The sequence below is a fragment of the Streptomyces sp. MK37H genome (genome assembly GCF_018035285.1).
In the GTDB taxonomy this organism is placed as follows: domain Bacteria; phylum Actinomycetota; class Actinomycetes; order Streptomycetales; family Streptomycetaceae; genus Streptomyces; species Streptomyces endocoffeicus.
The window spans coordinates 1-12,610 of the sequence record NZ_JAAAYH010000270.1; the positions used below are offsets into that span (position 1 = coordinate 1).

The following is a 12,610-nucleotide window of genomic DNA, read 5'->3' on the forward strand; positions in this document are numbered from 1 at the left end:
GCATCACCCGATCCCAGGCCACCCCCAGCCGGAAAGGAACCGCCACCACCACAGAAAGTCCACCCCGCCGGACCGGACCATCATCGCCCGCCACCAACACACCTGAAACTCCACCAAGAACGCCTCCACGGACACGACCACAGCACCGCCCACGCCGAACAGCGCACAGGAACCTGCCAGGCCGGCAGTCTCCCCCCAACCCAAAACATCACCGGAAAACCCGCAGACACCACCCCCGACCCGCAAACCCTCCCCTCCTGGACTCAGCCAACAGCACGACTCCAACCAAAGTCATGCCCACGACCGAAGACCACTCGACAAGCTCATGAACAAGCACCTCACCAGGTATTTCGACCCCAGCAAGACCATTCCGGAGGAAACACTTCAGCTGCTGCTGAGGTTCCTGCGCTCGACGCCCTCGTCGGTGAACGTACAGGCCAACCACTTCTACGTCCTCGCACGCCCGAAGGCAAAGAGCGGCTCGCCAACAACCTGGGCGACCGGTTCCAGGACAACGGCGTGAAGATCCTGAACGCGTCGCACACCGTCATCCTCACCACCCGGGCAGATGTGCCTGACAGCCATCTCGAGGCGGTGTTCACGAAGGAGAGGGGCGACGGCCGGTTCCCTGACCTGCCAAAGCAGGATCTGTGGGAATCAATGACCCGAGACTTCCTCAACCTGCGCAACTATGGCTACAAGGACCTGAACCACTGGATGGAGAAGCAGACCTGCCTGGCGGTGGGCCTGACCATGGTGGCGGCCGCTGAGCTCGGCGTCGAGGCCACGCCGCTGGAGGGGTTCGATCCGACCAGCGTCGACAAGGCGTTCAAGATCCGCGAGCCCGGACACAGCACGACGCTGCTGCTGGCCCTCGGCTACCCCGACCCCAAGAAGCAGTACACCACTCCGATCTCGCGATTCGACCCCGACCAGCTGTTCACCTTCGTCTAAACACCCACTTGGAAACCAAAACCCACAACACCTACGAGGAAGAGGACAATCTCAATGAAAGCCATTGTGGTAACCGACCAGGCCGCGGGAACGGCCGGGATGACGCTGACGGAGCGGCCTGAGCCGCCCGCGGCGATCAACGACGTCATCGTTCAGATCCATGCATCGGGCTTCGTCCCGACTGAGACCGAGTGGCCATCGACCTGGGCCGATCGCGCCGGCCGTGACAAGACACCGTCGATCCCGGGCCACGAGCTGGCCGGAGTGGTCACCGCCCTCGGCTACGGCACGACGGGGCTGTCGGTCGGGCAGCGGGTGTTCGGCCTGGCCGACTGGCACCGCGACGGCACCCTGGCGGAGTACGTGGCGATCGAAGCACGCAACCTCGCGCCGCTGCCCGGCGACGTCGACTTCACCGTAGGCGCGTCCCTGCCGATCTCAGGTCTGACCGCGTGGCAGGGGCTGTTCCAGCACGGCCGCCTTCAGGCCGGCCAGACCGTCCTCGCCCATGGCGCGGCCGGGGCAGTCGGGACGATGGTGACCCAGCTCGCACGTGAGGCCGGCGCTTACGTCCTCGGCACCGGACGCGCCGCCGACCGTGAGAAGGCGCTCGACTTCGGCGCGCATGAGTTCGTCGACCTCGAGAACGACGCGCTCAAAGACGTCGGCGACGTCGATCTGGTCTTCGATGTCATCGGGGGCGACATCCAGAGGCGGTCCGCTGCCCTGATCAAGGCCGGAGGAACGCTGGTGTCCGTCGTCGGCCCGGTCGAGGCGCGGCCCGCTGACGGCCTGGCGGTCGACTTCGTCGTCGAGGCCGATCGTGCCGAACTGGGTGAGATCGTGCAGCGGGTGCGGGACGGACGGCTGCGGACGAACATCGATGCCGTCGCGAGCCTCGATGATGCCGTCGGTGCCCTTAACCCGACCACGCGACGCAACGGGAAGACAGTCATCCGCGTACGCCCGTAGGCAGTGACGGCCACAGTCCGACCGGCGGGCGGGTCATCCTCACCGTGTGCGAGATGAAGCGGCTCGGCCGCGACGCCGCCGAACTCACCGCGCTCGCCGGCCGTATCGGGCCCGACCGCCGCCGTTCGTGACCGCCATGCGGCAGACGCCACCTACACGGTCCTGGTCTCGGACAAGACCGCGTCGACCAGCTCGAACGGCATGATGAGCGTCAGTTCTCCCAGATGTCCGGGAGCGAACCGGCCCGCGGCCACAGTCACCGTACGGGTGATGGCCGTCAGCGCCGACGGCGAGACACAATGAACAGGCAACGGAGCTCCTTGCGGGACAAGCTGTCTTGGACGACTGCCTGTACCAACGAGCTCCGTTGCTCCACGTCGACTTCCCGTCCAGCCGCCGCGGAGTCGGCAAGGCGCCGCCGGTAACCGCCATGGACACGGCCGGACACAGCGTCGCAGTCGGGACAAGCCGCCTCGCGCGTCGCTGTTCGCGCCGTGAGGGCTATCCCGCCGCTGTCCGCTCTGACCTCGTCCACCCACCACGGAGGACAGATGGGAGAACGCCGTCGAGAACACGCTGCAATCACACGAACGGCCATCCTTCCAGCCTGTTGTGACGCTACGTCACCGCCCCACCAAGAAGTGGATCAGAACCGAAGTGAGTGGCCGTTGACACTCGCCCTTGTTCGCCAGCCCCGCTCGAGTTCCGCCCCCGGAAGGTGATTTCCGGGGGCGCGTCAGCCCCTCCTCGGCGTGTGCGCGCCCGCTGAGAGGAAGGAGGAGAGGAGCGGGTCGTTGTCGATCATCTGCTGAGTGCGTCTCTTGCCTTCGTTGATGACGTCTTCCCAGTTACTGGCAGCGACCTCAGCCCGGTACGGGAGTTCGGTGACCACTTGGGTGTCCACCGTCAGGTGGAGGACTGCCTGCCTCCCCCATCTCCAGCGGTCGGCGCCTTCGGCCTGACCTGGGTGGAGGGTCATCAGTACCGCTTTCCCGTCCTCGGCGATCCTGCGCGCGGCCCGACGGGCTGCAGCAATCTCGCCTGCGGAGGGGACGCGGCCCATGGACACGGCCAACGCCTCTCGCACATTGATCGTCGCCTGTTCGCCCAGGGCGGCCAGCAGCAACTCCCGCCAGGAAGCCATCGCGGTGCTCATGGGACGGGAGCGTGTTTCTGATTCCCAAGGCTCTCCCACGAGTCAGCAGACGAAGCGTGCATACATCCGTGGCCAATTACTGCTGCCGTGCTCACTTCAAGACTGGGAAGGCGAGGTGGGACACGACTCACAGGAGGGCAGCGAGAGCCATGGAGTGCGAGACGGTGTTCCGAAGCGAGGATGTACCTGTCGCGGACCGGTTCGACTACTGGCGTGAGCTGATGGTCCAGACGGTCGTGCCGATGGACATCAGCAGTGACGACGACGCTGACGGCTTCGAGGCATCCATCCATGTGCTGGAGCTCGGCGCCGTGCAGGTGCGGCCGACGACTTTCCAGTCGGTGCACTTTCACCGGACTCCCAAGCTGATCCGGCGATCCGATCCCGAGCTGCTCCACGTGCTGTGCGTCGAGCGCGGGACCGTGGGCGTGAGCCAGTTGGAGCAGCAGACCACACATGGTCCTGGTGACCTGAGCATGGTCGACTTCTCGCGGCCGTTCGACTCCCACGCAGTCAACGACCGGGGCCCGGTGAAGGCGGTGGGCGTCGCAGTTCCCAAGGAGATGCTGGCGTTGGCCGGGAACGGGGCCAACGAGCTGCTCGGGCACCGGATATCGGCACGGGAAGGATTCGGTGCCCTGCTGGCGCAGTGCATCAGCCACATCACGACGGAGACCGGCTCTCTTCAGCCCTCCGACGGCCCCCGGCTCGGGACCATCGTGCTCGACCTGGTGTCCGCGCTAATCGCCCACGAACTCCACGCCGACAACGCCCTGACCCCGGAATCCCGCTGGCGGACGCTGACCCTGCACATCCACTCCTTCATCCAGCAGCACCTTGCTGACCCCCAGCTCACACCCCGCGCAATCGCCGCCGCACACCACATCTCCCTCAGCCACCTGCACCGCCTCTTCCGGGAAGAAGGCACCACCACCGTCGCCGCCTTGATCCGCCACCAACGCCTGGAACGCGCCCGCCGCGATCTCACCGACCCCACACTGCGCCACACCACCATCCACCAGATCGCCACTCGCTGGGGTTTTACCCGCGCCGCCGACTTCACCCGCGCCTTCCGCGCCCACTACGGCATGCCGCCCAGGGACTACCGGCACCGAGCACTCGGCATCCAGTGCGAGACGCATTGCTAATCGCTGCGCACTCCCTGCTAACGACTTCATAGAAGCAGCTCTGCATTCTGGCGAGGTACTGCCGGTCCAAGAGGGAGAGCGGTACAGAGGACCGCCCCATGGGGAGACGCCCTGCCGTTTTCCGGCAACCGGCAGAAGAACCTCCATCAATCGGATGTGACCAGGGGCAGAAATATGATCAGGACAGGTGCACGCCGTAACCGTGAAGGGCCCGACGCGAAGTCGCGCAGACGACGCCGCGGCCTGGCGGGGGTGACGGGGGTCGTGACGGCGATCGCCATCACGCTTGGTGGCACTTCGGCAGCTACCGCCGCGCCCGCCGGTCAAGCCGATCAACCTGCCCCCAGCAGCACCGCCGCGAACGGCTCCTCAGAACACACCGCCACGGCCAAGATGACCCAGGTGCGGGTGACGAAGCTCATCACCCGCACCCCCGACCGTGCGGGCAACGTCAAAGTGCAGCTGGAGAACGGGAAGACCATTTCCATCCCGGCATCTGATAAGAACCGCGTGATGCGGCGCGCCGCCGAGGATGCCAAGGCCCCCCGTCCCAAGGGCAGGGTGCACGGCCCCTGCGGAAGCTCCCACGTCACGCTGGGCAGGAAGTCCAACGGCCACCCCGTCTCCATGCGCACGGGGTTCGACTTGAAGACACCGGCCACCAGCTACGTCTGGATCGCCGACATCAGCGGTCCCGGCTACTCCCACGATTACCACAGCGTCGGCACGCTGGCTTACCGGAGCAGTTGGGAAGGCCGGTATCAAAGCAGCCAGAACCAAGGGGAGGGAAACTACACAGCTAAGGTCGCCCCCAGAGCATCCTTCGCGGTTCTCTGGATCGGCGTGATCTGCTACAGCGGCGGCCCCACCGAAACGAAGCACCTCACCGAGGCGAAGGCCGACTGCCTGAAGTCCACACCGGACGGAGCCGTCTCCTCCCGCAACGGATGGATCCGCAACACCACCCAATGGGTCCCGTGGCGCAACAAGACCACAAACCCGCCGGACGGGCCCGGATACCGGGCGGACCAGGCCACAGCTTGCTTGGGGAAGCCGCTCGAAAAGGGCAGCCGAGCGAGCGGGGACATCACCGGCTTGCGCGACGCGGAGCTGTTCGTCGACAGGCACGCGCCCGGAACCAAAATCTCCCGCTGCCACCTGATCGCCAGCACCCTCGGTGGAAAAGGCCAGATAGAGGATGGCGGACAGGCCAACCTCGTCCCGTGCTTTCACTCCGGGATGAACGTCGGAAAGCACAGCATGCGGCACTACGAGGCGGAGGTTAAGAAGGCCGTGAGGCGCATCGGGTCGAACGACGCGGTGAAGTACCAGGTGTCGCCCAACTACCAGTACTTCTTCACCAGTACGATCCCCGAGTCTGTCATCATGAGCGCTACGGTTGAGCGTGCGAACGGTAAGAAGGACCCGCTCTTCACGAACGAGCGTGTCGCGAACACCGAGAACAAGACCGGTAAAGACCTCAACCTCGGAAACTGATTCGCACCTCCGGGAGCCAGGATGACCCGCACTACCCCGCCACGGCCGGTCGATGTCGCCGCGGTCTTTCCTCAGCTGGCTCCACTGGCACGCACGGCGACCCGGTTGCACCCTCGCGCCGGGTCGCCGTCGCCGTACGCCAGTTCCGTCGGCGGACCGCTGCTATGGCCAGCCGACGTGCCCTGGCCTTACTGCGACGGCCCGCACGAGCCGGACGGACATCCGGCCACAACGCCAGGGGACGTGCGACTGGAGCGGCGTATCAGAGCAGAAGCAGCGAGCCGATCGCAGGGCAACTTCCAGTTCACGCGCGAGGAGGCGGCGATCGTTGACCGGATCGACGCCGGCCATCCATGGCCCGAAGAGCCGGTCGCTATGCTGCCCGTGGCTCAGCTGTACGTGCGCGACATCCCTCTGCTGGACCCGCCCGGGCAGGCCGACCTGCTCCAGGTGCTGTGGTGCCCCTTCGACCACCCCCCGGAGCCCAAGCCCCAAACCGCGCTGTTCTGGCGATCCGCCATCGCGATCACCGACATCCTCACCGTGCCCCCAGAACCGGCCGCAGTCCAGTTCGAAGACTACGTGCCTGAACCCTGCCTGCTCTCCCCGGAACAGATAACCGAGTACCCCAACGCCCTGGAGTTGAGCGAGGACGTACAGGAGCTGCTGGGGGACCGGAGTAACTGGCGGTCTGCAGGTGCCATTCCGGACAACTCCTACGTGCTCGCCCCGGAAGAGTTCTATCAGAACGAGTTGTCCGTCTCCCCCGGCTGGAAGGTCGGCGGCTGGACGCGCTGGGGCCTCACCGACCCGGACCCCCAGTTCTGCCCTGCGTGCGATGGGCAGATGGACCCGCTTCTGACCATCGCCTCAGCCGAATGGGACGCCGCCACGCGCAGTTGGGTCCCGTACGAGGACCAAGCCCACGTCACGTCGTACGTTACCGACCCTGACCCGGCGAACCCGGCCATGGTCGAGGTCGGCGGAGGCTACGATCTGCAGCTCTACACCTGCCCGGAATCGCCCGACCACGCTCACACCGGCCTGATCCAGTGAACTTCTGCCACGCGGGCTAAGCTTGATCATTAACCTTGCGGCTGTTTCAGGCGGACGTGTTCGGTGAGCGTTTCGATTCGTTTCACGGTCTTCCCAGGCTCGTGACGTGGGACTGACCTGCGGTTCTTCGAGCCAGGTGGGCGTCCGGGTCCGGGCTTGGAGGGTCTGGGCACGTCGGCGGGACGGGCGGTCTTCACGCGGAGGTGGCGGAACCCCCGGCGGACCCGGGCAGGGGTGAGCCGACGAGGCCGCGCCGGCCGCTCCCAGGGGCGGCGAAGATCCTCGGCGAGGCCGGGCAAGCCGGAGTTGGGTGTGCGCGGCGATGATCAGCCACGTCCACAGGTCGGCAGTGTGCGGATCGCGGACCTTCGGCACGGTCCAGCCCAGGGTCTGCTTGAACAGCCGGAAGGTATGTTCAAGATCGAACCTGCGGAGGAACGCCTGCCAGCGCAGGTCGACGTCTGCTCCGGTCATCCCGGTGCGCGAGGACCACAGCCACACCGGCTTCGGGTCGCGGTCACCGGGCAGGCACTCGACCTTCAGCCGGATCAACCTGCCGTGGATCAAAGGGAGTTCACCGCAGTGGTCGAGCCAGGGGCCACGGGCCTGCAATCGGGGGTGCATCCGGTCCCAGGCGAGTGCTTCGGCCGTGCCGTAGCGGGTGACGTCGTAGCCGGTGTCCACGACGACGAGGATGTCCGCATCGCCCGGCCGCCACTGCCCGGCGGGCACCAGCCGGGTGACCACCTCGCGCAGCTGGGTGGCGGTCACCGCGGTGGCGTCGTCGGTCGGCCCCAGCCGGATCGCGTCCAGCACAGCCGTCCAGGACGTGCGTCCCCTCTCCAGCGCGGCGACGACGGAGTAGGGCCAGCCGGGGATGAACTGATCCGCGCTGCGGCCCCGCCCGTAGACGTGGCAGAACAGCAACTCCGGGCTGGTGGGGGCGTCGGGCCGCAGCCAGTTGCTCACGTCCACCGCGAGCACGATCCGCCCGTCGGCGGCACGCGGCAGCGGCGTGGAGGCCAGCAGCCTGCGCAGGCAGCGCGGTTCCAGCCAGCCGTGGTTGACCGCGTCGTACATCGCCCCGCGCCCACGCCGGTGCTCGGCCGTGAGCGTCAACACGACCAGCGACGTCACCGGGCCGTCCGAGCACAGCACCGCGTCGGTCAGCTCGAAGAGCGCATCCGCCCGGGTGTAGAGGCAGTCGTAGAACGGGACACGAAAGTGGGACAGGACACCCAACGCGGCGTCAGCGGACTGTTCAGGGGCGAGACTCCTCACCATCAGCCGTTCCTTCACGCGACGTTGCTCGACACCTCGAAGCGTGAAGAACGGCCGCCCTGCTGTCCCGCTCCGCTCCAGGAGCTCAACGTGGCGCTGGCGATGATGTGCCGCCAGGACGGCGACCTGCTCCACGGCCCTTGGCGGCGCAGGGCGCTGCGTTCCCTGCCCCCGGCGGTTCTCCCGCTCGCGGACCTGGTCCCGGACGGGCAGGCTCCGAGTTTCCTGGACGTGCTGGCGGACTCCCTCCCGGACGCTCTGGAACACATCCACGCGGTCCCAGCCGGGGTGGTCAGCGTCGAAGTGGAACACGTCTATGCATCCGCGCGGGCGCTTGCGCCGGCGTGGGTCCGCGACCTGCACCGAGGTGACTCCGAAAACCGGCGCCTGATCCACCGCGCTCAGTGTGTGGCGTTCGATGTGCTGCTCGGTCCGGTCCGGTCCGGGCGCAGGTGCAGGACCTGCACCATGCCGAGTTCCTGCGTCGGGCGGTGCAACTGGTCGAAGGAGGCGTCGGCTCTTTGCTGGCCGGGCTGCTGCCCGGCGCCCGCTTGCGCGGCGGGGTCTGGGAGATCCCGGGCAGGCCCCGGGAGGTCCACCTCGGCGGGCGCGGGCTGCTTCTCCTGCCCACCTTCCACTGGTCCGGCGGGCCGCTGCTGTCCGACCTCCCGAACCGCCCGGTCGCGGTCACCTATCCCGCCGGACCCGGGTTCCCACCGCGGCCCGACTGCGGACCACGACAGAACTCGCCCGGCGCCTGCGCGTCAGCGCCGCGACGGTCTCCGCCCACACGACATCCCCTCGCGGCGCCGGGCTGGTCTCCACGACCCGCGCCGGCAAGGCGGTCCTGCACCGACGCACCGCGCTCGGCAGCCTGCTACTGCGGCAGAGCCATCCACACGAACAGCGCTAGGGACGGTGGTCAGGAGCGTCGAGACTCACCGGGCGCTCGATCAGCATCTGAGTGCCTTCGCGGTCGCCGCACCTGGCCTTCGCCGCGGCCCAGAACGCCTCATGCGTCTTGCTGAAGACCCCTCTCAGGCCCGCTCGGCGGTCCGCACGCCGGCCTCTATGCACTGAGAACCGAGTCGTGGCCGTCACTGGGCGTCCGAAGCCGTCCGGTCCGGCGTGGGAGGCGACGCGCGCCCCACGCCGACTCGCTCACCGGACAGGGTGTTCGACGGATTCCTGGCGTACGAATGGTTCGGGTCATAGGCGCCGCCCGGCTCCACTGCCAGGACCCGTCGCCACCGCACCGCTGCTCGGTATCTGCTGGGTGGCGCAGTGGATGTTGCCGCCGCCGAGGAGGAGTTCGCGGGTAGGGAGGCCGACGACCGTGTGGTGCGGGTGGATCCTGGCGAGGCGGGCGAGGGCTTCGTCGTCGTGTTCGGGGTCGAGCAGGGGGACGAAGAGGTGGTCTTCCGTGGCGTAGAAGTTGGCGTAGGAGGCGGCGAGCCGGGGGCGCGGCACGGTGCCGGTGGTCGGGATGCCGTGACGGTCGATGCCTCGAAGCTCGACGTCGGTGGCGTACAGCGGGCCGGGCAGCGGAAGTTTCTCCACCCGGAGGGTACGGCCTCTGGCGTCCTGGACGTTTCTCAGGTCCTCCAAGGCGCGTGCGCTGCGCTCGTACTGGGGGTCGCTCGTGTCGTCAGTCCAGGTCAGACAGACCACCCCGGGGGCCGCGAAGCACGCCATGTTGTCCACGTGACCGCGCGTTCCGTCGTAGGCGAGGCCCCACTCGATCCACACGGTGCGGGTCACTCCGAGATAGGCCGCCATGAGGTGATCCATGGCGGTGCGTGAGGGAGCGTCGTTGCGGGCGGGGTCGAGCAGGGTCTCGGCCGTGACTAGGGCGGTTCCCTGCCCGTCGACGTGGAAGGAGCCGCCCTCCAGCACGAGCGGGGCGCGGTAGCGGTCGGTAGCGGTGAGGTCGAGCACCCTTTGGGCGTACTGGTCGTCGGTGGCCCAGTACGGATAGCGGTTGCCGTAGCCGTTGAAGGCGAAGTCCACGCCGCGGCGCCGCCCGGTGCCGTCGACCACGAAGGTGGGGGCGATGTCCCGGGCCCAGCCCAGCCAACTGGTCGTCTCCACCACGCGGACGCGGGAGTCGAGGCGGGAGCGGGCGTGTGCGTACTGGTCGCCGGTGACCGTGACGGTGACTGCCTCCCCGGTGTCCGCGACGGCGTTGGCGAGGGCCGCGAGGGCGCGCTGCGCGGGGCGGGCTCCTTCGCGCCAGACGTAACCGTTCTGCGGCCACGCCATCCAGCATCCGTCGTGCGGCTCCCATTCCGCCGGCATGCGGAAGCCGTCCGCGGCGGGCGTGCTGTCCACGGTCCTCATCGCGCACCCCCTCGATGGCGTTCGAGGACGAAGGCGACCGACGGTGGCGCGGGCTCGGGGTCCCGCGTCCGCGAAGGCACGTGGGCGGTGATACGGGTGCGCGCGTTCCTGCGGTGGCGGACCATCCACACGACGAGCGGGATGAGGACGGCGAATTCCAGCGGTGGCGTCAGCGAGGCGGCCGTGGACACCGGCAGGGTCAGCACGAGCAGAACACGCGCCACGGCCTCTGCCATGAGTCCGGCACCGCATACCAGCGTCTCCGTGCGGTGCGCGCGGAGCAGGATCGGGTCGTGCAACGGTTGACCGTGCAGCTTGCTGGCCAGATAGGCGGTGGCGGGCGTGGCGGTGAGGCAGCTTGTGAGGAACACGAATCCGGCGAGGGCGCTGATCAGTGGGTCACGCAGGAGCAGCGGCTGGGGTTCGGAGGTCACGGCGGCGAAGGCGGCCGAAAATCCGTACATGAGGAGCATGGCAAGGGCCAGGCCGTCGGCACGCCGGTCGTGCAGGACGGTGGCGGCGAGCCAGAGGGCCGCCACTCCGGTCGCGGTCAGGAGCGCGGGGAGTGTGGCCAGACCCGCGAGGAGGCAGCCGTAGTACGCAAGGGGCGAGATGCCCAGGTCGAGGGCCAAGCGGGCCAGGCGGCCGAGGCGGCGCAGGCGCGCGGGCGCCGACGGCCGGGCCGACTGCGGTACTGAAGGCGAAGAGGTCGGCTCCGACGGGTCCATGGTTTCTCCTGATTCTGGTCGCCGGGACGGTGGGCTGCGGCGTCAACCACATTTATTTAGCACCTTCGTGCTAAATAAATCGTAGCACGGTCGTGCTATAAAAGCCGGATGCCGAAGATGGTGGATCCCGAGCAGCGCCGCCGCGACGTCGTGGACGCCGTCTTCCGGGTCGTGGCCCGCGGCGGCATCCAGCAGGCCACACTCCGGAACGTCGCCGCCGAGGCAGGCCTCGCCGTCGGGTCCGTACGGCACTACTTCGCCAGCCACCACGAGCTCCTGATGGCCGCGGCCCGCGAGATGGTGCGCCGGGTGGATCTGCGAGTGGCGGCCCAGCGGGAGCGGCGGCGCCCCGGGGACGACCCGTACCTGGTGGCGCAGGAGGTAGCGGGTCAGTTCCTGCCGCTCGACGCGGCGCGCGCCGACGAGACCGCGGTCTGGCTGGACTTCGTCGCGGCTGCCCGCACCGACCCCGCCCTGGGCGAGATCGCCGCCGAACTCCACGACGGGCTGCGGGCCGTCGCCGGGCGTCTGCTGCACCGTCTGGGCGTGGACGATCCGGTGGCGGCGGAGCATCTCGCCGCAGTACTCGATGGACTCACCCTTGGCGCGACGCTCCACCCCGACCGCCTGAGTCCGGACACCATCCGGGCCGTCCTGCACCGGCACCTGACCCAACTGCTCGGCGCAGCAAACGAGTCCGAGCACCCGGACATATAGGTGCACGCGCGGCAGGCTCCGGGGGCCCTCCCCGCGGCCCAAGCGCGACGGCGCTCAGGAACGGCCGCGCGCCGACCAGGCGGCTGACCCGCCGCACGGCCCGGCCCACCGAACGGCGCGACATCAGCCCCCGCTACCCGGCACGGGCGGCATGAGCCGTCGAGGCAGGTACACCCTTCGGCACTGGGCGATGCTTCCCAGCAGGCTTGATGCCCTTCGCGGACAGGGAGAGCACCATCTCGTCGACGCCGGTCAGGTGGCGCTGACGCTTCTTGACGAGCTGCGGCTCGAGGGGGCCGGCGGTGTCGCGGGGCACCCTCACCTCGACTGGGCCGTGCCGTACGGCCAGGTGTCGTTCGTGTCCGCCCACCCGGGCGACGCCGACGTCCTCTACTGCGCGTGGGAGGCTTTGCCCGCGAAGTCGATTTTCAGCTTGCGCGTCGCCAGACCACCGGTGAAGCTCCCCACGATCCCGCCGACGGCCATGTCTCCCGCCATGTGCACGGCGAGCAGCAGCGTCCACCAGGCGTCCCCGGCGAGGACGAACCCTGTCACCACGGCGGCCAGGGCGAGGAGGTTCACACTGATCATCCGCGCGTACCAGCCCCTGCGACGCCCCAGCAGCCCCTCTCCCCTGACCCTCCGCAGCAGAGGAGCGCACTCCCTCCCCTGCCGCGCCGTGACGCCAACAGGTGCGGTGGACACAGACGACGCGGCGGTCTGAGACATGGAGGACTCCGGTCCTCAATCGGTCAGCACCT

At 68.3% G+C, this 12,610-nt stretch carries 12 protein-coding genes and 2 pseudogenes; 7 read left to right on the forward strand and 7 right to left on the reverse strand.

Annotated elements, in window-relative coordinates:
* The first annotated feature begins 325 nt into the window (after window positions 1–325).
* Genes GWI24_RS45645 through GWI24_RS29840 form a run of 3 tightly spaced genes read left to right on the forward strand, consistent with a single transcriptional unit; the run spans window position 326 to window position 1,926 of the window.
* Window positions 326–523 carry a nitroreductase family protein gene (locus GWI24_RS45645; protein WP_247617053.1) on the forward strand — a complete coding sequence of 66 codons (198 nt, stop codon included), beginning with the start codon at window positions 326–328 and terminating at the stop codon, window positions 521–523.
* Window positions 520–954, forward strand: coding sequence for a nitroreductase family protein (locus GWI24_RS29835; protein ID WP_308344129.1), 435 nt, complete (start codon window positions 520–522; stop codon window positions 952–954). The genes GWI24_RS45645 and GWI24_RS29835 overlap by 4 nt, the downstream gene beginning before the upstream one ends.
* A 54-nt stretch (window positions 955–1,008) precedes the next feature.
* Window positions 1,009–1,926, forward strand: a complete 918-nt coding sequence (locus GWI24_RS29840; protein WP_210948998.1) for an NADP-dependent oxidoreductase — start codon at window positions 1,009–1,011, stop codon at window positions 1,924–1,926.
* A gap of 152 nt (window positions 1,927–2,078) precedes the next feature.
* Here GWI24_RS29840 and GWI24_RS29845 read toward each other — a convergent pair whose 3' ends face one another.
* Window positions 2,079–2,237: a hypothetical protein gene (locus GWI24_RS29845; protein WP_210948999.1), complete on the reverse strand. Its 159-nt coding sequence runs from the start codon at window positions 2,235–2,237 to the stop codon at window positions 2,079–2,081.
* Between the two features lie 425 nt (window positions 2,238–2,662).
* Window positions 2,663–3,082 (reverse strand): hypothetical protein, encoded by a 420-nt coding sequence (locus tag GWI24_RS29850; protein ID WP_210949000.1) that lies wholly within the window; start codon window positions 3,080–3,082, stop codon window positions 2,663–2,665.
* A gap of 164 nt (window positions 3,083–3,246) precedes the next feature.
* Here GWI24_RS29850 and GWI24_RS29855 point away from each other — a divergent pair, with 164 nt between their 5' ends.
* The 3 genes from GWI24_RS29855 (at window position 3,247) to GWI24_RS29865 (ending at window position 6,783) form a co-directional block, all read left to right on the forward strand.
* Window positions 3,247–4,230 carry a helix-turn-helix domain-containing protein gene (locus GWI24_RS29855; protein WP_308344130.1) on the forward strand — a complete coding sequence of 328 codons (984 nt, stop codon included), beginning with the start codon at window positions 3,247–3,249 and terminating at the stop codon, window positions 4,228–4,230.
* 264 nt (window positions 4,231–4,494) lie between these two features.
* Window positions 4,495–5,727: a DNA/RNA non-specific endonuclease gene (locus GWI24_RS29860; RefSeq protein WP_210949002.1), complete on the forward strand. Its 1,233-nt coding sequence runs from the start codon at window positions 4,495–4,497 to the stop codon at window positions 5,725–5,727.
* Between the two features lie 243 nt (window positions 5,728–5,970).
* Window positions 5,971–6,783, forward strand: coding sequence for a hypothetical protein (locus tag GWI24_RS29865; RefSeq protein ID WP_308344131.1), 813 nt, complete (start codon window positions 5,971–5,973; stop codon window positions 6,781–6,783).
* A 29-nt stretch (window positions 6,784–6,812) separates the two neighbouring features.
* Here GWI24_RS29865 and GWI24_RS29870 read toward each other — a convergent pair.
* The 3 genes and pseudogenes from GWI24_RS29870 to GWI24_RS29880 form a co-directional block, all read right to left on the reverse strand.
* Window positions 6,813–8,067, reverse strand: a pseudogene (locus GWI24_RS29870) (transposase).
* A gap of 1,206 nt (window positions 8,068–9,273) precedes the next feature.
* On the reverse strand, window positions 9,274–10,404 hold the full coding sequence (aguA, locus tag GWI24_RS29875; RefSeq protein WP_210949004.1) for an agmatine deiminase: 1,131 nt from the start codon (window positions 10,402–10,404) through the stop codon (window positions 9,274–9,276).
* On the reverse strand, window positions 10,401–11,132 hold the full coding sequence (locus GWI24_RS29880) for a VC0807 family protein (protein ID WP_210949005.1): 732 nt from the start codon (window positions 11,130–11,132) through the stop codon (window positions 10,401–10,403). The genes aguA and GWI24_RS29880 overlap by 4 nt, the downstream gene beginning before the upstream one ends.
* Before the next feature lie 108 nt (window positions 11,133–11,240).
* Here GWI24_RS29880 and GWI24_RS46385 point away from each other — a divergent pair, with 108 nt between their 5' ends.
* Complete coding sequence (locus GWI24_RS46385) at window positions 11,241–11,849, forward strand: TetR/AcrR family transcriptional regulator (RefSeq protein ID WP_210949006.1); 609 nt, start codon at window positions 11,241–11,243, stop codon at window positions 11,847–11,849.
* Between the two features lie 208 nt (window positions 11,850–12,057).
* Here the strand turns inward: GWI24_RS46385 and GWI24_RS46965 are convergent.
* A pseudogene (locus tag GWI24_RS46965) lies at window positions 12,058–12,225 on the reverse strand (transposase); the annotation flags it as partial.
* A 14-nt stretch (window positions 12,226–12,239) separates the two neighbouring features.
* Window positions 12,240–12,578: a hypothetical protein gene (locus tag GWI24_RS29895; RefSeq protein WP_374103355.1), complete on the reverse strand. Its 339-nt coding sequence runs from the start codon at window positions 12,576–12,578 to the stop codon at window positions 12,240–12,242.
* Window positions 12,579–12,610: the final 32 nt, after the last annotated feature.

Bases quoted from the DNA above. Each gene is read 5' to 3' on its own strand.
- GWI24_RS29895 (WP_374103355.1), bottom strand. From the start codon at position 12,578: ATGTCTCAGACCGCCGCGTCGTCTGTGTCCACCGCACCTGTTGGCGTC.
- GWI24_RS46385 (WP_210949006.1), top strand. From the start codon at position 11,241: ATGCCGAAGATGGTGGATCCCGAGCAGCGCCGCCGCGACGTCGTGGAC.
- GWI24_RS29880 (WP_210949005.1), bottom strand. From the start codon at position 11,132: ATGGACCCGTCGGAGCCGACCTCTTCGCCTTCAGTACCGCAGTCGGCC.
- aguA (WP_210949004.1), bottom strand. From the start codon at position 10,404: ATGAGGACCGTGGACAGCACGCCCGCCGCGGACGGCTTCCGCATGCCG.
- GWI24_RS45645 (WP_247617053.1), top strand. From the start codon at position 326: ATGAACAAGCACCTCACCAGGTATTTCGACCCCAGCAAGACCATTCCG.
- GWI24_RS29840 (WP_210948998.1), top strand. From the start codon at position 1,009: ATGAAAGCCATTGTGGTAACCGACCAGGCCGCGGGAACGGCCGGGATG.
- GWI24_RS29850 (WP_210949000.1), bottom strand. From the start codon at position 3,082: ATGAGCACCGCGATGGCTTCCTGGCGGGAGTTGCTGCTGGCCGCCCTG.